Origin of the sequence: Flavobacterium branchiophilum NBRC 15030 = ATCC 35035 (assembly GCF_002217205.1) — a bacterium.
Classification (GTDB): Bacteria; Bacteroidota; Bacteroidia; order Flavobacteriales; family Flavobacteriaceae; genus Flavobacterium; species Flavobacterium branchiophilum.
The window spans coordinates 12,012-32,077 of the sequence record NZ_MUGT01000041.1 but is presented as its reverse complement, the minus strand read 5'-3'; the positions used below and the strand labels follow the sequence as shown (position 1 = coordinate 32,077).

Genomic DNA, 20,066 nt, shown 5'->3' with positions numbered 1-20,066 from the left:
TTGATCAAAACAAAATGTATAATCGAACAAATGTAGCACTTTTAATTTATGAGCAACTCAATGCTCAAAAATTGGCTTTGCAAGAACAATTCTTAAAATCAAAACACGAAATAGGTTTTTTTTATATAGATCAATTGTTACCCAACGATTTGGCACTTCTGTTGCACGATGTTTTTCCAAAATCGGACGCCATGGTACTCAAAAAAAGCCTTAGAGAGGACAAATATATTGCGGTTCAAATGAATTTGTACCACCCCATTTTAGAAGAAGTTTTATTTGCTTTTCAAGACGAAAAAATCGTGAGGATAATTAGCGAAATTTGCACTATTGATGATGTGATTCCAGACGATTCGTTGTATGCAGGTGGCATTTCGTTGATGGAGAAAAACCAATTTTTGAATCCGCATTTGGATAATTCACACGACAAAAATCGTGAAAAATGGCGGGTACTCAACCTTTTATATTACGTTTCGCCAAACTGGACACTCGAAAATGGTGGACATTTGGAGCTTTGGCCACACGGCCTCCACCATAAACCTGTTACCATTGCAAGTCAATTCAACCGTTTGGTTGTTATGGCAACACACCAAAAATCTTTACATTCTGTATCGCCCGTTGTCGTAAATGATGCCCGAAAATGTATCTCTAATTATTATTTTTCAAACCAGCCACTTACAGATTTAGACCAATTTCATGTAACATCTTTTCGAGGAAGACCCGAAAACAAACTAACCGATGTCATTTTGCAAGCCGATAACTGCTTACGGATGCTTGTGCGGCAGTTTTTTAAAAAAGGCATCAAGGAAAATCCACATTTTTATAAAAAATAGTACTTATTTATGTATGTAAATGTTGCTTCCAATTATAAAATTGCTTTTTTTTAAAATTGTAACAAACATAAAATAGAATTTGTATATTTGAAACCAAATTTTATTGGACACTTAAAAAATGAAAATAGCACTCAAAAAAATATTTCCTAATTTTTCAAATGACTTAATTTCAGAAATTGAAAATCATGCAACTTTAAATGTTTTTGAAGCCGAAACCATTTTGATGCGAACAGGTCAGTACATCAAAAATACGGTTTTAGTATTGAAAGGACGTATAAAAATATACAGAGAAGACGACGAAGGTGGAGAATTTTTTATGTATTATTTACAACCTGGTCAGGCTTGTGCTATTTCTATGATATGTGCTACCAGAAACAAACAAAGCCAAATTATGGCCAAAGTAGTTGAGGAGACAGAAATTATTAGTATTCCACTTCAATTGATGGATAAATGGATGATGAATCACAAAACGTGGTACGAATTTGTAATCGAAACTTACAGAAGTAGGTTTGAAGAGGTGTTGGAAGTTGTAGATAATATAGCTTTTAGAGCCATGGACGAACGATTGGAGTTTTACCTCAAAAGACACAGCGACGCTTGTGGTTGTTTTGATTTGAAAATTTCGCACCAACAAATTGGCAACGAATTGCACACCTCTCGAGAAGTGGTGTCCAGATTGTTGAAAAAAATGGAGCAACGAGGCATGTTAAAATTGCACCGAAATCACATCGAATTGTTAGATATATAGTACCTTGAGTGTGTTTTTGTGGCAGATCAGCATCTTTTTAAAAAAACGTTTTAAGGATACACACTAAATGCTTACTTTTGAAAAAAAATTAATAAAATGGCAGGAAATACTTTTGGAACACTTTTTAGAATTACAACCTTTGGCGAATCACATGGCGAGGCACTTGGCGGCATTATTGATGGTTGCCCCGCTGGAATTACTTTAGATTTTGAGGCCATACAACACGAAATGGAACGCCGCAAACCAGGACAATCTGCCATTGTAACCCAACGAAAAGAAAATGATGAGGTGCAGTTTTTGTCAGGAATTTTTGAAGGAAAAACCACAGGAACTTCTATTGGATTTATCATTCCAAATACCAATCAAAAATCTGGCGACTACTCCGAAATCAAAAATACATACAGACCCAGCCATGCCGATTATGTATATGATCAAAAATATGGTTTTAGAGATTATAGAGGCGGCGGCAGAAGCTCTGCCCGTGAAACAGCCAGTCGAGTAGTGGCCGGAGCCATTGCCAAACAATTTTTAAAAAACATCAAAATTCATGCTTTTGTATCGTCTGTGGGGTCAATATTTATGGAAAAGCCTTATCAAGATATTGATTTTAATGCCATAGAAAGTAATCCGGTAAGGTGTCCAGACCCCGAAACTGCTGCCAAAATGGAAGCGTATATCAAAGACATTAAAAAACAAGGCGACACCGTGGGCGGAACTATTACTTGTGTTATTCAAAACGTGCCGATTGGCCTTGGCGAACCTGTTTTTGACAAACTACATGCCGAGTTGGGCAAAGCCATGTTGTCTATCAATGCTGTCAAAGGATTTGAATACGGCAGCGGTTTTTGTGGCTCAAAAATGACGGGCAGCCAGCATAACGACTTGTACCACCCTGATGGAACAACAAAAACCAACTTGTCTGGAGGTATTCAAGGGGGGATTAGCAACGGCATGGATATTTATTGTAGAATTGCTTTTAAACCCGTTGCAACCTTAATTCAAAAGCAAGACGTATTGACAAACCAAAATACCATCATCTCACAACAAGGCAAAGGAAGACACGACCCCTGTGTGGTGCCAAGAGCCGTACCCATTGTAGAAGCCATGGCCGCATTAGTAGTTGCAGACATGCAACTCATGCATCAAGCATATCAAAAATAAATTTTTTATCATTCAAATAAATACAATAATGACTTCAACTACTCCAAAAAAATCAATTACTAGTAATTTGACTTTTCAAATATTAATAGCCATGCTGCTTGGAGCCATTTTGGGTATTATTATTCACAATCATTATGATGCCGTAGCGGCCAAATCATTTTCAGATAAAATAAAAATGCTCGCTACCGTTTTTATTCGATTGGTACAAATGATTATTTCGCCCTTGGTTTTTACAACTTTAGTGGTTGGTATAGCCAAGTTGGGCGACTTAAAAGCAGTTGGGCGAATAGGGGGCAGGGCTATGGCTTGGTTTTTTTCGGCCTCGTTCGTATCGTTATTAATCGGTATGTTCTGGATCAATGTTTTACAACCTGGCAAAGGCCTTACCCTTGGAAATGTAGATTTGAATAGTGCTAGCGAAGTTACCGATAAAACAAGTCATTTTTCGGCACAAAATTTTGTAGAACACATCATCCCAAAAAGTATAGTCGAAGCCATGGCAACCAATGAAATTTTGCAAATCGTTATTTTTTCCATTTTCTTTGGACTTGCAGCAGCCTCGCTCGGACAACACGTAAAACCCGTGGTAAATGCTTTGGATAAAATATCGCACATCGTATTAAAAATGGTGAATTATGTCATGAAATTTGCACCCATTGGCGTGTTTGGTGCCATTGCAGGTGTGTTTGCCATCCGCGATTTAAACGAACTTTTGGTTACTTATGCCAAGTTTTTTGGTTCATTTTTAGTCGGAATCGGGTCTCTTTGGGTTTTTCTTATTGCTGTTGGGTTTTTATTTTTAAGAAAAAGAATGGTTGTATTGCTAAACCATATCATAAGTCCGCTCATGATTGCGTTTGGTACCACAAGTTCCGAAGCGGTTTTCCCAAAATTAACCGAAGAACTAGAACGATTTGGAGTCAAAGACAAAGTAGTTTCATTTATGTTGCCCCTTGGTTATTCCTTCAATTTAGACGGAAGTATGATGTATATGACATTTGCCAGTATATTTATAGCCCAAGTATATAACATACAGTTAGACTATCCCACACAAATCACCATGTTGTTTGTACTCATGCTCACCAGCAAAGGTATTGCGGGAGTTCCTCGGGCCAGCTTGGTCGTTGTAGCAGCCACTTGCGGCATGTTTAAAATCCCCATAGAAGGTATTGCACTCATATTGCCAATCGATCATTTTTGCGATATGTTTAGAAGTGCTACAAATGTTTTAGGCAATGCCTTGGCCACTTCTGTCGTTGGAAAATGGGAAAAAGAATAGCCAATTTTAAAATCAAGACTATTTTATCCTATAGTCTTACCTATTTTGCCAAGCGTTATTCTCCATCTTTGTCAAAGTGTAAAACCAATATAGTATAAGTATTGTGCTTTAAGTAGCAATTCCAGCTTTTCGTTACAAATCCTCGCCACAAAAGGGTTTTTTGTACACCACAAAAGGAGCTTCCGCTGGTCGCTCTTTTGTGGCTACAAAAAAATCCCTTTTGTGGCTGCGGGTTTTTCACTTCAATCTGGGCTAAAAAAACTTTATACACTTTTTAGCACACTGCTCTATTTGGGATTACACCCTTTTTTAGAACATTATCTTCCAAAAAAAATCCCTCAAACATATTGTGTTTGAGGGATTTTTGGTTTATAAACCACCTGTTTTACGAGGCTATTTCCAATCGTTTTAATAAATTTTGACTCAAGGCTTGTGCGGCATAATTTAAATCGATGTCGAGTTTTTTATTTTCAGAACTTGGCAATTCATACATGGCATCGGTTAGGATGGCTTCGCAAAGCGAGCGTAAACCTCTGGCTCCTAGCTTGTATTCTAGTGCTTTGTCCACAATAAAATCCAATGCTTCATCTTGTATTGTAAATGCTACCTCGTCCATTGCAAATAATTTGCTGTATTGTTTGATTAACGCATTTTTAGGTTCAGTCAAAATGCTTCTCAAGGTGTCTTTATCCAATGGATCCATGTGGGTAAGCACTGGCAAACGGCCTATAATTTCTGGAATCAACCCAAAATCTCTGATGTCTTTTGGAATAATATATTGCAATAAATTGTTGTTATCTACTTGATCCTTGTTTTGCGAGGTACTGTAGCCAACGGCTTGTCTGTTTAAGCGTTTTGAAATAATTTTTTCAATGCCATCAAAGGCACCTCCTGCAATAAACAAAATATTTTGGGTGTTTACTTCAACAAATTTTTGATCAGGATGTTTTCTGCCTCCTTTTGGTGGCACATTTACAACTGTTCCTTCCAAAAGTTTCAATAATGCTTGTTGCACACCCTCGCCCGATACGTCTCTGGTAATAGATGGGTTGTCGCTTTTGCGGGCAATTTTGTCTATTTCATCAATAAACACAATGCCTCTTTCGGCTTTTTCTACATCATAATCGGCAGCCTGAAGCAGTCGAGTAAGTAAACTTTCTACATCTTCGCCCACATATCCTGCCTCTGTAAGTACGGTAGCATCTACAATGGCAAGGGGCACATCTAACATTTTAGCAATGGTTTTGGCTACTAATGTTTTGCCAGTACCCGTTTGTCCAACCATAATAATGTTGCTTTTTTCAATTTCCACTTCGTCTTGAGATGTTTGTTGCATCAACCGTTTGTAATGGTTGTAAACAGCCACCGACATGACTTTTTTGGTTTGATCTTGTCCTATTACATATTGGTCCAAAAAAGCCCTGATTTCTTTTGGTTTTCGTAAAATCAAATCGGAGTTGTTGTTGCGTAATTGGGCGTTGGATTTGATTTCTTCTTGGATAATCATGTGGGCTTGTTCAATACACGAATCGCAAATAAAGGTATCGATTCCTGCAATTAACAATTGTGTTTCTGCTTTTGTTCTGCCACAAAATCCACATGCTGATTTGTTTTTTGCCATTTTTTTTGTTTTAATAATCGTATTAAAAATAGTGCTCTTGGATAGTGTAGTTTTATTATTTGTTTCGTCTCAAAACTTCGTCAATCATGCCATATTCTTTGGCTTCATCGGCAATCATCCAATAATCTCTTTCACTGTCTTGGTGTACTTTTTCAAAACTTTGACCCGAATGTGTCGAAATTATGTGATACAATTCGTCTTTGAGTTTCAACATTTCACGCAGGTTGATTTCCATGTCTGTGGCCACTCCTTGAGCACCGCCCGATGGTTGATGAATCATCACACGAGAGTGGGGTAGGGCAGAGCGTTTGCCAGCAGCCCCAGCACACAACAATACAGCGCCCATAGAGGCTGCCATACCGGTACAAATGGTGGCTACATCGGGCTTGATGTATTGCATGGTGTCGTATATTCCAAGCCCTGCATATACGCTGCCTCCTGGTGAGTTGATGTATATTTGAATGTCTTTTGCAGCATCGGCACTTTCTAAAAACAAGAGTTGTGCCTGAACAATGTTGGCAATTTGGTCGTCTATTCCTGTGCCTAAAAAAATGATTCTGTCCATCATCAATCGAGAGAACACATCGAGTTGCGATACGTTGAGGTGTCTTTCTTCGATGATGTATGGGGTCATGTTTTGTGGTTGTAGGTGTGCGATCATTTTGTCATAATACATGGCATTTACGCCTTGGTGTTTGGTAGCAAATTTTTTAAATTCTTTTCCGTAGTTCATGTTTTGTTATTTTATGGTTATGTTTTGTATTAGCCCAGATAGTAGTGAAAAGTTTTTGAAATGGACGACTATTTTTTGAAATCAAAAAAAGGAGTACATGAAAAAACTTGAAACGAATAGCTGGATTGGCTTCAAATAAAAGAGCGTCAAAAAAATGTTTTTCTGACGCCCAAATATAGTTATTTTTTTTAAATATTATTCACCATACATTTCTTTTACGAATTCGTCGTAAGTAACGTGTTTTTCGGTAGCGTTGGCTTTTTCTTTAAACAATTCAAGTAGTTTTACAGCTACAACTTGGTCGGACAAACGGCGAACTTCGTCTTGGTTTGACAAAACTTTTGCCACTATACCTTGAACTTCTTCGTCTGTTGGGTTCAGTTGTCCGTATTGAGCCATTTGTTGGCGGATTAATCCTTGTGTAAAGCCTTTTAAGTCTTCAAAAGTAATTTGAATATTGTTTTGAGACAATGCTTTTCCTTCGATTAATTGAAAACGCAAACCTTTTTCAGAGCGGTTGTATTCTACTTCGGCTTCTTCTGGCGTAAGGTTTTTGTCGCCTGCAGTTTGCAACCATTTTTTTAGAAAGGCTGTTGGCAAATCAAATTTTGTGTTTTCGATTAAAAAATCTTGAACATCTGTCAATAATTTTTGATCGGCTTGTTGAGCAAATTGATTTTCGGCATCTTCTTTAATTTTGACTTTCAACTCTTCGAGGCTTGCTACGTTGCCTTCTCCAAATAATTTGTCAAACAATTCTTGGTTTAATTCGGCTGGTTCTATAGCATGAATGCTTTGAATCGTAAAGTCTATATTGATGTCTAATCCGTGTACTTTGTCATGACCAATTTTGAGGTAGTCCATCAATTGGTGGTCGTCTTCAAATAGGCCTTTTGTGGCCAATGTTACCACATCGCCTGCTTTTTTGCCTAGGAATAAATCGGCAGTAGCTTTGTCTTTAAAAATGTCTAATGATACAATGCTTGAATTGTTGATGCCTTCGGCTTCGTTTGAAAAAGTACCTTCTATTTCACTGTTTTGAGCTACTTCGTCTTGCGGAATTGGGGTGCCAAATTGTTTTTGAATTCTGGTAACCTGTCCGTCTATTAGTTTGTCATCTGCAACGATAACATATTTTACAATATCGTTTTTGGCTTCTAAATCCAATTCAAATTGGGGTACTAAACCAATTTCATATTCAAAAACAAGTTCTTCATCGTCCCAAGAAAACGAGTCGTTTTCTTTAGCAATTGGCGATCCTAAAAGGTTTAATCTTTCAGATTGTACATATCTCGTAAGTGCTAAATCCACTACTTTTTTTACTTCTTCAATTTTAATAGCTTTTCCATATTGTTTGGCTACTAAATCTTTGGGAACTTGTCCTTTTCTAAAACCTTTAACAGTAGCTAGAGGCATTTTTTCGTTTATTCTTTTGGCCACCTGACCTTTGTAATCCATGTGCACAACGGTCATTACAATTACTTCATTTACAGCGTCTATTGCTACTCTTTTAATATCCATTTTTATGTTTTGTTACGTGATAATTTTGGCTGGCAAAAATATATATTTTTTTAAACAATTACAATTTTTTTTGGCGAAATAAAAATAAGGAATTTGGCTTGTTTGAATGGTCATATTTTTGATGAAAAAAGTATTGTTTATCAAAAAAAATGTATCTTTGAATTATGAATTTAGAGCATCAACAAGCAACCATCTCCCGATTTCAAAATTTGGAACTTCTTGCCCATCAAGTAGTTGAAGGATTTATTTCGGGTATGCACAAAAGCCCTTTTCATGGGTTTTCGGCTGAATTTGCAGAGCATAAAGTGTATAATAGTGGCGAAAGTACCAAGCATATCGATTGGAAATTGTTTGCCAAAACGGATAAATTGTTTACCAAAAGGTATGAAGAGGAGACCAATTTGAGGTGTCATTTTATATTAGACAATTCGAGTTCGATGCACTTTCCTGCATTGAAAAGGCCTCAAAACTTTTTTGAAAACAAAATAGGATTTTCAGTTTTGGCAACAGCCGTATTGATGAATTTGTTAAAAAAACAGCGAGATGCCGTTGGGATGAGCGTTTTTTCAAACGACTATGATTTTTATGCTCCCGAAAAAGGAAGCGAGCGGCACCATAATATGTTACTTCATCAATTAGAACACTTGATAGAAAACCCTCAAGAAAAAAAGACCAGCAATATTATTACATTTTTGCATCAGGTAGCCGAAAAAATACACCGCCGATCGATGATTGTTATATTTTCGGATATGTTTCAAACAGAGGACCACAAGTTATTGTTTGACGCATTGCAACATTTGCAACATAATAAACACAAAATAGTATTGTTTCATGTTATGGAAGCCGCATCAGAATGGCATTTTCAGTACGACAACAGCCCTCGAAAATTTGTAGATTTAGAAACGGGCGAAAGTGTGAATGTATTTGCCGAAGGGATACAACAAGAATACAACAAAATGATGACTTCTTTTGTAAAAAATTTGGAATTGACTTGCTCTCAAAACAAAATAAAGTATGTACCTGTTGATGTATCGGGTAATTTTGAAAAAATTATGACCACATATTTAGCTGAAAAACAAAGTTTTAGATAAAAGAATATAAAATTAAACTATTTTTTTTAGAAAAAAGCTTGGAAATAATAAAAACAGTTGTATATTTGCACCGCAATAAAGCACAATGGTTTGGTAGTTCAGTTGGTTAGAATACATGCCTGTCACGCATGGGGTCGCGGGTTCGAGTCCCGTCCAGACCGCAAAATTGGAGAAGCACTTTGGAAACAAAGTGCTTTTTTGTCCAAAATAAGGTTTTTAAAATAGTTGTGTTGTTTTCGTCATGTTTTAAAAGCATGATAAAGGTTTAGTAGTTAGACCAATGAAAAGCTTTTCGCTTCGGCGATAAGCTTTTTTAAACAAACAGTTGTTTTTGTTGAAATGTTTTTTATATCTTTATAGCCAATAATATTAGGTTTGGTAGTTCAGTTGGTTAGAATACATGCCTGTCACGCATGGGGTCGCGGGTTCGAGTCCCGTCCAGACCGCTAATGATGTAGAAACTCAAAAAAGGAGCGTTATACATTAGTAATAAAGATATTAAAAATAGTTGTGTTGTTTTCGTCATGTGTAAAAGCATGACAGGTTTAGTAGTTAGACCAATGAAAAGCTTTTCGCCTCGGCGATAAGCTTTTTTGATTTTATATCAAATCCGAAATCGTTTGCGTCTGTTTTTCATAAAAAACAAGAATTTTATTGTTAAACAACTATGATTTGCATTTTTTTTAAAAAGTTTAGCCTTAAAAATTTCCTTTTTTAACGAAGTCTTATATCTTTGTAGGTCGATAAAAATTATTATACCAATCTAATAATTTTTTTTATAAAACTACTTAAACAAAATGAAACAATACAGTAAAAGAAGAGAGGCACTCTTATACCATGCCAAACCAAGACCAGGAAAAATTGAAGTTGTTCCCACCAAAAAATATGCAACCCAACGGGATTTGTCGTTGGCTTATTCACCAGGGGTGGCAGAGCCTTGTTTGGAAATTGCAAAAGACGTTAATAATGTATATAAATACACTGCAAAAGGCAATTTAGTAGCCGTAATATCCAACGGAACGGCCGTATTGGGCCTTGGAAACATTGGCCCCGAAGCCTCTAAACCCGTTATGGAGGGAAAAGCGTTGTTGTTTAAAATATTTGCCGATATCGATGTATTTGATATAGAAGTGGATGCTACGGATATCGATAAATTTATCGAAACAGTAAAAGCCATTTCGCCAACCTTTGGTGGGATCAATTTAGAAGATATTAAAGCACCAGAATCATTTGAAATAGAAAGACGTTTGGTTGAAGAGTTACAAATTCCTGTCATGCACGACGACCAACACGGTACGGCCATCATTTCATCGGCAGCCTTGCTCAATGCTTTAGAATTAGCGGGTAAGTCTATTGAAAACATCAAGTTAGTGGTTTCTGGAGCAGGTTCTGCAGCATTGGCTTGTTCAAATTTGTATGTATTATTAGGAGTAAACCCCAAAAACATCATCATGTTTGACAAAGATGGGGTATTGTGTATAGAAAGAACAGATTTGTCTGATTTACAAAAAAAATATACTTCTGGACAATTGGGCACCACTTTGAAAGAAGCCCTTCAAGATGCCGATGTGTTTTTGGGGCTTTCGGCTGGCAATATTTTAACGCCCGAAATGCTTTTGGGTATGGCAGCCAATCCTATTGTTTTTGCAATGGCCAACCCTGTTCCAGAAATAGATTATAACCTGGCCATCAATACCCGAGACGATATTATTATGGCAACGGGTCGATCCGATTATCCAAACCAGGTAAATAATGTATTGGGATTTCCTTATATTTTTAGGGGAGCTTTGGATGTTCGGGCTACTAAAATAAATGAAGCCATGAAAATGGCCGCAGTAAGAGCATTGGCCAATTTGGCCAAGCAACACGTTCCGGAGCAAGTTAATATTGCTTATGGCGAAACCAAACTTAATTTTGGAAAAGAATACATCATTCCCAAACCTTTTGATCCTCGATTGATAACCGTTGTATCGCCAGCAGTGGCAAAAGCCGCCATGGATTCGGGGGTAGCCTTACAACCCATAACCGACTGGGAACGCTATGAAATTGAACTTTTAGACCGTTTAGGATCTGATAATAAAACCGCCCGATCGTTGTCTAACAGAGCAAAATTAGATCCGAAAAGACTGGTTTTTGCCGAGGCAGATCATTTAGATGTGTTGAAAGCAGCACAAATTGTATATGAAGAAGGCATAGCAAAACCTATATTATTGGGTAATAAAGAAGTAATATTAGAGTTGAAAGACGAAATTGGTTTTGATGCCGATATTGCCATCATAGACCCAAAAGACAAAGAACACGACCACCTTCGATTGGAATATGCCAAAATGTTTTTTGAACAAAGACAGCGCAGTGGCATATCGCTTTTGGATGCACAAAAATGGATGAGAGAACGCAATTATTTTGCAGCAATGATGATCAAACATGGCGAGGCAGACGCATTAGTTACAGGTTATTCGAGGAGTTATCCAAATGTTGTAAAACCCATGTTGCAAGTGATTGGCAAAGCCAAAAATGCCTCGTTGGTAGCTACAACAAATATTATGATGACCAATAGAGGGCCTATGTTTTTGTCGGATACAGCTATAAACATCAATCCAAGTGCCGACGATTTAGCTAAAATTGCGATCATGACTGCAAAAACGGTTAAAACGGTTGGGATAGAACCCGTTATAGCCATGATTTCATTTTCAAATTTTGGTTCTTCTACAGACGAAAGTGCCCGAAAAGTAAGGCAAGCAGTGGCTTATTTGCATCAAAACCACCCCGAAATTATTATTGACGGCGAAGTTCAAACCGACTTTGCACTGAACCCAGATTTGTTGTTGAAAAAATTTCCATTTTCAAAATTGGCTGGTAAAAAAGTGAATACATTAATTTTTCCAAATTTAGAGGCTGCCAATATCACCTACAAACTGCTCAAAGAATTGTATAAAGTTGATTCCATTGGCCCTATTATGTTAGGAATGGACAAGCCTGTTCATATTTTTCAACTTGGAGCCAGTGTAGAAGAAATGGTTAATATGTCGGCAGTGGCCGTAGTGGATGCACAAGAAAAAGTAAAAAAACAGTTGTATTTGACCTCAAAAAATCAAATGATATGATGGCACACATTCAAGGAAAATTAGTAGAAAAAAGTCCAACAGAAGTTGTAATAGACTGTGGGGGTGTAGGGTATCAAATACATATTTCGCTGCATACTTATTCACTTTTGCCACAAACAGATTTTGTAAAGTTATTTACTTATCTACAAATAAAAGAAGATGCACATAGTTTATTTGGATTTGTAGAAAAATCAGAAAGAGAAATTTTTAAATTGTTGTTGTCTGTTTCAGGGATTGGAGCCGGGATTGCTCGAACTATGTTGTCGTCATTAGACCCAAAACAAATTATTCAAGCCATAGCCTCTGGCGATGTCAGTACGATACAATCCATCAAAGGAATTGGAAGTAAGACAGCACAGCGTGTAATTTTGGATTTGAAAGAAAAAGTTTTAAAAATATACGATTTAGACGAAGTTTCGATGGCTCATTACAATACAAATAAAGAAGAAGCGTTATCAGCTTTGGAGGTTTTAGGATTTGTTAGAAAAACATCAGAAAAAGTCATAGAAAAAATTTTAACACAAACTCCAGATGCAAGTGTTGAAGCGATCATTAAATTAGCCTTAAAAAATTTATAATATTGAAAACATTAACTTTTTTTACCAATAGTTGTTCCCCAAAAATAGGTTTTATAATCATGTTTTTTTTGATGGGATTGAGTGTAATGGCACAAGTAGATTCTACAAAAACAGCTGCTGTCAAAGACACTTTAGGATACCATAAAGGCAAAATAGCATTGAGCAATCCACCCACTATTGTGGAGGCTTATAGTTATGACCCTATTGGAAATCAGTATATTTTGACTAGTAAAGTTGCTGAATTTTCCATTAAATACCCAACTATATTGAACCCAGCCGAGTATCGAAAATTGGTATTAAAAGAGTCTATGCACGATTATTTTAAGAAAAAGGCCGATGCCATGGATGGTAAAAAAGAAGGAAGTGAAGCGGCTAAGAAAAATTTATTGCCTCGATATTATATCAATTCAGGTTTGTTTTCTACCATTTTTGGAAGCAATACCATCGATATTAAACCCACGGGATCTGTAGAATTGGATTTGGGACTTCGATATACAAAACAAGACAACCCTGCATTGACTCCTCAAAATAGGGCTACCACTACTTTTGATTTTAACCAAAGAATTAGTGTAGGATTAAAAGGCAAAGTGGGTACACGATTGAATGTAAATATGAATTATGATACCCAATCGACTTTTTCGTTTCAGAATTTAATTAAATTAGAGTTTAATCCGTCAGATATATTGGCAGATACAAAAATACCTGTTCTTTCAAAAATACCAACCTCTGGACAACAATTGGCCAACGCCATTCCAAAATCGTTTGAAGGAAAAACAGACGATATTTTGCAAAAATTGGAAATTGGAAATATTAGCATGCCATTGAGTGGCTCATTAATTAGGGGTGCACAAAGTTTGTTTGGAGTAAAAGCCCAATTCAAATTTGGCCGTACTACAATAACAGGTTTGTATTCTGAACAAAAATCCAAAACGAAATCTGTTACTTCTCAAAATGGTGCTACGGTACAAGAGTTTAATTTATTTGCTTTGGATTATGATGCCGACAGACATTTTTTCTTGTCGCAATATTTTAGAAATCAATATGATAAGGTATTAAAAAGTTATCCTATATTGGACACCCGAGTACACATAACCCGAGTAGAGGTATGGGTAACCAATAGACAGAATAGAATCAATACTACCGAAAATAATTCCAGAAATATAGTAGCCCTTCAGGATTTAGGAGAGTCAGATTTGACGAATGTACCCAATGTGGTGTCAAGTTTTTCACTGACCAATACCATCACCCCTTTTTTTATGGTACAACCCAATTCGCCCGCAGACAATAAAAATAACAAATATGATCCTGCTTTGATTGCTTTGGGAGGTGGTATTTTGGATGCCGATATCCGAACAATTGCTACAATCAATGATGGTTTTAATGGATTTGCAATAAATCCTAGCGAGGGCAGAGACTGGGTAAAACTAGAAAATGCCCGCAAATTGACGGCAAGTGAATTTACTTTTCATCCACAACTTGGATACATATCTCTACAACAAAGACTTACAAACGATGAGGTTTTGGCCGTTGCTTATCAATATACAATTGGAGATGAGTTGTATCAAGTAGGAGAATTTGCCAATGACGGTGTCAATGCAACTAATGTAGATAATATTGGTATCCCGAGTACCCAAAGTTTGGTTTTAAAAATGTTGAAAAGCAGTTTGACTAATGTAACACAACCCGTTTGGAATTTGATGATGAAAAATATTTATCAAATTCAAGGAGCATATCAATTAACTCCTCAAGATTTTAAATTTAACATTGTATATAGCGATCCTTCACCATTAAATTATATCAAACCCGTTGGTACTACCCCATTTCCAGCCAATCCTTCCATCGAAAATAGGGTAGCCGAAACACCTTTATTGAAAGTATTTAATATGGATAAACTCAATTTTACCAACGATCCACAACCAGGAGGCGATGGTTTTTTTGATTTTTTACCTGGAATAACAGTAGATGCACAAAATGCACGTGTTATTTTTACAACAGTTGAGCCATTTGGAAAAACTATTTTTGATAAATTAGGATCTACAGAAGATTATTACAATACAACTTCATATAACCCAAACCAGGCCAAATATGTTTTTAGAAGTTTATATACAGGAACGCAAACGCAAGCCCTACAAGATGCTGAAAAAAACAAATACCAACTGAAAGGAAAATTCAAATCGAGTAGTGGCGACGGCATACCGCTGGGAGCTATCAATGTACCCAAAGGTTCAGTAGTAGTTACTGCTGGAGGACGTGTTTTGCAAGAGGGGATAGATTATACGGTTAATTATCAGCAAGGTAGGGTTCAAATATTAGATCCTTCATTGCAAGCCTCGGGAATTCCAATTCAAGTATCGGTAGAAAATAATTCCATTTTCGGACAACAAACCCGACAGTTTTATGGATTAAATGTAGAGCATAAATTTTCGGATAATTTTGTTGTTGGGGGAACATTTTTGAGAATGAGCGAACGGCCATTTACACAAAAATCAGCTTATGGTCAAGAATCTGTAAACAATACTATTTTTGGATTCAATACAAGCTATACCACAGAAGTGCCTTTGTTTACAAGGCTTGTAAACCAATTGCCCAATATGGATACTGATGTAAAATCTAATTTGAGCTTTAAAGGAGAAGTTGCCTTTTTAAAACCAGACACCCCCAATACAGATAAAGTAAATGGAGAATCTACCATTTATGTAGATGATTTTGAAGGCAATCAAAGTACTATAGACATGAAAGCGTCCATGTCTTGGAGCATGTCTAGTACCCCCATTTTTGATGGTACGCAAGGATTTCCTGATTTTGGAGCGAGTTCAACCAATATTGATTATGGTTTTAAAAGAGCTTTAATCAATTGGTACACCATCGACCCTACTTTTTATATAGAAACGCAAGCAGGAACCAATTTGAATTTGAACAAAACCAGACGAATTTACAACAGCGAATTGTTTCCTGATAGAGATTTGGTTGCAGGACAAACTACGGTAATTAGTACATTTGATTTGAGTTATTATCCAAACGAAAAAGGCCCCTATAATGCTAACCCCAATTTTGCTACATCGCCATTTCAAAATAATTTTGGAGGTTTAACACGTGCAATCAATACCACCAATTTTGAACAAGCTAATGTAGAATACATTCAATTTTGGGTAATGGATCCATTTGTAGATACAGCTAACCCAACGGAGGAAAATCCGGTAACCAACAAAGGTAAATTGTTTTTTAATTTAGGAGAAATATCGGAAGATATATTGCAAGATGGGAAAAAACAATATGAAAATGGGTTACCAACGCCCAATGCCAATACTTCGCCAACAAGCACATCAATTTGGGGAAAAGTTCCAGCGTCGCAATCATTGATTTATGCATTTGACGCCATAGATGTCAACCGCGAAAGCCAGGATGTAGGGTTAGATGGATTGACAGATACCGAAGAGGCTGCAATATATAATAATACTGGCCCAGACCCTGCAGGCGATAATTATCAGTTTTTTTTAAGTGCCACTGGAACGGTTTTGGATCGATACAAAAAATACAATAATCCACAAGGCAACTCGCCTGTTACGGTAAGTAACACCGATAGAGGAAGTGCAACATTGCCCGATGTAGAAGACCTTAATCGAGACAATACCATGAATACAATCAATGCTTACTATGAATACAGTATAGACATTGATCCAACTAAAATGCATGTAGGCAACAAGTATGTAGTGGATGAAAAAGAAATAGACATTACTTTAAATAATGGTAATATAACCAAAACCCATTGGGTACAATATAAAATACCGATAGTAAATCCAGAACGAATTATTGGTGGAATTTCAGATTTTAGATCCATTCGATTTATGAGAATGTTTATGACTGGATTTTCTCAGCCAGTAACCATGCGTTTTGGAACACTCGATTTGAGTAGGGGCGAGTGGCGACGCTACACCAATTCGATGGATGCCACAGACAACAATTTGGTAGATGATAACACGGCATTGGATGTTTTGGGTGTAGATATTATTGAAAACTCAAACAGAACACCTATTCCTTATGTGTCGCCACCAGGTGTTGTAAGAGAACAAGTATATAACAACAATTCTATCATTAGACAAAATGAAAAAGCATTGTCATTAAAAGTAGCGGGAACAGATGGTTTAGAAGCTGGGGATTTGAGAGGGGTTTTTAAAAATGTAAGTGTTGATATGCGTCAGTATAAAAATCTCAAAATGTTTTTACATGCCGAAAGTATCAAAGGCGAACCTGAATTGAAAAACGATGAAATGATTGGATTCATCCGATTTGGAAATGATTTTACTCAAAATTATTATCAAATTGAAATTCCTTTAAAAGTTACTGCACCAGCAGCCCGAAGTGCAGAAGAAATTTGGCCAGAAGACAATCAAATAGATTTGAATTTGGCATTATTAACAAAAATAAAAGTTTTGGCCATGGGCAACAGCCTTACAGCCGATGTAGATGGGATAAAATATTTAAGCGAAGCCGAATTAGCCCCCGCCAATGCTGGAAAACCAAATTTGTTGAAAATAGGAATCAAAGGAAATCCAAACTTTGGTGAAGTTCGAAATTTGATGGTCGGAATCAAAAATAATACTAAAAACAACCCTATTTTGAATGCCAAAAGCATCAAAGGCGAAGTGTGGTTTAACGAATTGCGATTGGCAGGCATAGACAACAAAGGCGGTATGGCCGCAATAGCCTCGTTGGATACCAATTTTGCAGACTTGGCAACATTATCGGCAACAGGTAAAATGAGTACTATTGGATTTGGTGCTTTGGAACAATCTACAAACGAAAGAAGTAGAGAAGATTTGAAACTTTATGATATAGTTACCAATATCAATATCGGAAAATTGTTGCCCAAAAAATGGAAAGTCAATTTGCCGTTCAATTATGCCGTTGGTGAACAATTCATAACACCAAAGTTTGACCCATTTAATCAAGATATCGAACTTAAACAATTGATAGACATAACCGCAGATGCAAACGAAAAAAATAATTTGTTGAACCGTGCTATAGATTATACCAAACGAAAAAGCATTAATTTTATAGGTGTAAAAAAAGAAAAGGGCGAAAAATCAAAACCACATGTTTATGATTTTGAAAACCTGACCCTTTCGTATTCTTATAACCAAACCGAACACCATGATTATGAAATAGAAAGCCTTGTCAATCAACAGGTTAAAACAACTGTGGATTACAGTTATACCTTTCAACCCAAAGCCATAGAGCCATTTAAGAAAGTAAAAATGCTTAAAAGCTCTTATTTGAAACTATTACAAGATTTTAATTTCAATTATTTGCCTTCAAATATCAATTTCAGTTCCAATATTTTAAGACAATACAACAAACAACAGTTTCGACAAGTAGATGTAAACGGTATAGGTTTGGATCCGTTGTATAGACGAAATTATACTTTTAACTACCAATATGGTTTTAATTATAACCTTACTAAAGCATTGAAACTAAATTTTACAGCGTCTTCAAATAATATTGTAAGGAATTTTTTAGATGAAAATAAAATTGCCGACCCTAATAATACCATTTGGACAGATTATTGGAACATTGGCGACCCTAATCAACACAACCAACAATTGACGGTAAATTATGAATTGCCTTTAAATAAAATTCCGTTTTTAGCCTTTATCAAATCGAGTTATACTTATACGGGTACTTACTCTTGGCAACGGGCTTCAGATGCGATGGCTTCATTTGAAGCAGCAGATGGACAGGTGTATAATTTAGGAAATACCATACAAAATTCGGCCGCACATAAGTTGAATGTCGATTTTAATATGGATACTTTTTATAAATATATTGGCTTGACAAAACAAAAGAAAGCACCAAAACCTAACCCTACGCCAAAAGCACCGCCCAAACCCGGTGAAAAAATTGTAAATACCAATGTAGTTCCAGCAAAAGATACTAATGTATTTTTAGACGGATTAATTGGTGTCTTGACAAGTGTCAAAAATATCAAGGTCGATTATACCCAAAACAGTGGTACTGTATTGCCTGGCTATTTGCCGAGCATCGGATTTTTGGGCTCTTCAAGGCCAAGTATGGGATTTGTTTTTGGACTTCAGGACGAAGTTAGATTTGCTGCGGCACAAAATGGTTGGCTGACTAATTATCCGAATTTTAACCAAAACTTTACACAAGTAACTACCAAAAATTTGAAAGTTACTGCCAACATTGATTTGTTTCCTGATTTTAAAATAGACATCAATGCCGATAGGATTTATGCCGAAAACCATTCGGAACAATATGATATTGTAAATGGTCAGTACAATGCCCGATCGCCTTACATGACTGGAAATTTTGCCATTTCGACAGTCATGCTCAAAACATCGTTTAAGGCAAGTGACGAAATTTTTTCGTCGGTTTTTAATGATTTCAAGCACAATCGATTGATTGTAGCAAACAGACTGGCCACGTCTCATTATGGATCTCCATTGTTTCCAACCCAAGCAGATGGTTACCCTGTAGGATTTGGCAAAAACAGTCAAGACGTGTTATTGCCTGCATTTTTGGCTGCCTATACGGGTTTTACAAGTGCAGGAATTGGAACAGAAGCGGCTAAAATATCGTTTAATCCTTTCAAGAATATTCCTTTGCCCAACTGGAATGTTAAATATAATGGCTTGATGCGATACAAATATTTTAAAGAGCATTTTAAACGATTTTCTATTCAACATGCTTACAAATCATCCTATACGATAAACAATTTCAGGTCTAATTTAGAATACAGTCAAAATCCTAATGGCACTGACAAAAGTGATAATTTTTTTAGTAAGACGAGTATTTCAAACGTAAATTTGGTAGAACAATTTAACCCACTTATGCGAGTAGATTTTGAAACCAAAAACGGATTTAAAATTTTAGCCGAAATGAAAAAAGACCGTGCCTTGTCCTTGAGTTTTGACAACAGCTTGCTTACAGAAGTACGAGGGTTTGATTATGTATTTGGCGTAGGCTATCGCATCAAAGATGTAGCTTTAAGCTCTAAATTTGCTGATAATGCACAAGGAATTATCAAAAGCGACATCAATATCAAAGCCGATTTTTCGTTGCGTGATACCAAAACAATTGTAAGGCAATTGGATTATAATAATAATTTGCTTGCTGGTGGACAAAAATTAATGTCTATCAAATTAACTGCCGATTATGCTTTTAGTCGTTACCTGACGGCTATTTTCTTTTATGATCATACTTTTACAAAAGCGGTAATTTCTACTGCATTTCCTATGACAAATATTAGATCTGGTTTTACATTGCGGTATAGTTTTGGAAATTAATACAATAGTGAAAAAATAAAAAAAGGCTGCCTAAAAATGATGAGGCAGCCTTTTTTATTAAATCATATTTAATACCCAATATATTTATAAAATAGT

General features: G+C 36.3%; 11 protein-coding genes and 2 tRNA genes. 10 read left to right on the top strand and 3 right to left on the bottom strand.

The genetic code is table 11. From position 1 onward, the window contains the following. Positions 1-14 precede the first annotated feature (14 nt). The 4 genes from B0A58_RS05665 to B0A58_RS05650 all read left to right on the top strand — a co-directional run bounded on the left by B0A58_RS05665 (position 15) and on the right by B0A58_RS05650 (position 4,018). Complete coding sequence (locus B0A58_RS05665; protein ID WP_089080226.1) at positions 15-830, top strand: 2OG-Fe(II) oxygenase; 816 nt, start codon at positions 15-17, stop codon at positions 828-830. A gap of 118 nt (positions 831-948) precedes the next feature. Next, on the top strand, positions 949-1,578 hold the full coding sequence (locus B0A58_RS05660) for a Crp/Fnr family transcriptional regulator (protein WP_089080225.1): 630 nt from the start codon (positions 949-951) through the stop codon (positions 1,576-1,578). 96 nt (positions 1,579-1,674) lie between these two features. Continuing rightward, complete coding sequence (gene aroC, locus B0A58_RS05655; protein ID WP_014083474.1) at positions 1,675-2,739, top strand: chorismate synthase; 1,065 nt, start codon at positions 1,675-1,677, stop codon at positions 2,737-2,739. Positions 2,740-2,767: 28 nt separating this feature from the next. Beyond that, positions 2,768-4,018 (top strand): dicarboxylate/amino acid:cation symporter, encoded by a 1,251-nt coding sequence (locus tag B0A58_RS05650; RefSeq protein WP_165766296.1) that lies wholly within the window; start codon positions 2,768-2,770, stop codon positions 4,016-4,018. A 385-nt stretch (positions 4,019-4,403) separates the two neighbouring features. On the opposite strand, the gene clpX is transcribed toward B0A58_RS05650, so the two are convergent. From clpX to B0A58_RS05635, 3 genes are all read right to left on the bottom strand, one after another. Next, positions 4,404-5,639 (bottom strand): ATP-dependent Clp protease ATP-binding subunit ClpX, encoded by a 1,236-nt coding sequence (gene clpX / locus B0A58_RS05645; RefSeq protein WP_089080224.1) that lies wholly within the window; start codon positions 5,637-5,639, stop codon positions 4,404-4,406. Between the two features lie 55 nt (positions 5,640-5,694). Continuing rightward, positions 5,695-6,372 carry an ATP-dependent Clp endopeptidase proteolytic subunit ClpP gene (gene clpP / locus B0A58_RS05640; RefSeq protein ID WP_089080223.1) on the bottom strand — a complete coding sequence of 226 codons (678 nt, stop codon included), beginning with the start codon at positions 6,370-6,372 and terminating at the stop codon, positions 5,695-5,697. Positions 6,373-6,567: 195 nt separating this feature from the next. Then, positions 6,568-7,893, bottom strand: a complete 1,326-nt coding sequence (locus B0A58_RS05635; RefSeq protein ID WP_089080222.1) for a trigger factor — start codon at positions 7,891-7,893, stop codon at positions 6,568-6,570. A 164-nt stretch (positions 7,894-8,057) separates the two neighbouring features. Here B0A58_RS05635 and B0A58_RS05630 point away from each other — a divergent pair, with 164 nt between their 5' ends. The 6 genes from B0A58_RS05630 (at position 8,058) to sov (ending at position 19,970) form a co-directional block, all read left to right on the top strand. Further along, positions 8,058-8,984: a DUF58 domain-containing protein gene (locus B0A58_RS05630; RefSeq protein WP_089080221.1), complete on the top strand. Its 927-nt coding sequence runs from the start codon at positions 8,058-8,060 to the stop codon at positions 8,982-8,984. 87 nt (positions 8,985-9,071) lie between these two features. Further along, positions 9,072-9,145, top strand: a tRNA-Asp gene (locus B0A58_RS05625). A 211-nt stretch (positions 9,146-9,356) separates the two neighbouring features. After that, positions 9,357-9,430, top strand: a tRNA-Asp gene (locus B0A58_RS05620). A gap of 351 nt (positions 9,431-9,781) precedes the next feature. Then, the gene (locus B0A58_RS05615; protein ID WP_089080220.1) at positions 9,782-12,088 is read left to right on the top strand and encodes an NADP-dependent malic enzyme; all 2,307 of its coding nucleotides are present in this window, start codon (positions 9,782-9,784) and stop codon (positions 12,086-12,088) included. Further along, positions 12,085-12,666 carry a Holliday junction branch migration protein RuvA gene (gene ruvA / locus B0A58_RS05610; protein ID WP_089080219.1) on the top strand — a complete coding sequence of 194 codons (582 nt, stop codon included), beginning with the start codon at positions 12,085-12,087 and terminating at the stop codon, positions 12,664-12,666. Before B0A58_RS05615 ends, ruvA begins: the two co-directional genes overlap by 4 nt. 59 nt (positions 12,667-12,725) lie before the next feature. After that, a complete protein-coding gene (gene sov, locus B0A58_RS05605; RefSeq protein WP_373863140.1) occupies positions 12,726-19,970 on the top strand; it encodes a T9SS outer membrane translocon Sov/SprA in 7,245 nt (2,414 codons plus the stop codon). The last annotated feature ends 96 nt before the right edge of the window (positions 19,971-20,066 follow it).

Excerpts from the sequence above, each read along its gene's own strand:
- B0A58_RS05665 (WP_089080226.1), top strand. The coding sequence starts at position 15 with ATGTATAATCGAACAAATGTAGCACTTTTAATTTATGAGCAACTCAAT.
- B0A58_RS05660 (WP_089080225.1), top strand. The coding sequence starts at position 949 with ATGAAAATAGCACTCAAAAAAATATTTCCTAATTTTTCAAATGACTTA.
- aroC (WP_014083474.1), top strand. The coding sequence starts at position 1,675 with ATGGCAGGAAATACTTTTGGAACACTTTTTAGAATTACAACCTTTGGC.
- B0A58_RS05650 (WP_165766296.1), top strand. The coding sequence starts at position 2,768 with ATGACTTCAACTACTCCAAAAAAATCAATTACTAGTAATTTGACTTTT.
- clpX (WP_089080224.1), bottom strand. The coding sequence starts at position 5,639 with ATGGCAAAAAACAAATCAGCATGTGGATTTTGTGGCAGAACAAAAGCA.
- clpP (WP_089080223.1), bottom strand. The coding sequence starts at position 6,372 with ATGAACTACGGAAAAGAATTTAAAAAATTTGCTACCAAACACCAAGGC.
- B0A58_RS05635 (WP_089080222.1), bottom strand. The coding sequence starts at position 7,893 with ATGGATATTAAAAGAGTAGCAATAGACGCTGTAAATGAAGTAATTGTA.
- B0A58_RS05630 (WP_089080221.1), top strand. The coding sequence starts at position 8,058 with ATGAATTTAGAGCATCAACAAGCAACCATCTCCCGATTTCAAAATTTG.
- B0A58_RS05615 (WP_089080220.1), top strand. The coding sequence starts at position 9,782 with ATGAAACAATACAGTAAAAGAAGAGAGGCACTCTTATACCATGCCAAA.
- ruvA (WP_089080219.1), top strand. The coding sequence starts at position 12,085 with ATGATGGCACACATTCAAGGAAAATTAGTAGAAAAAAGTCCAACAGAA.
- sov (WP_373863140.1), top strand. The coding sequence starts at position 12,726 with ATGTTTTTTTTGATGGGATTGAGTGTAATGGCACAAGTAGATTCTACA.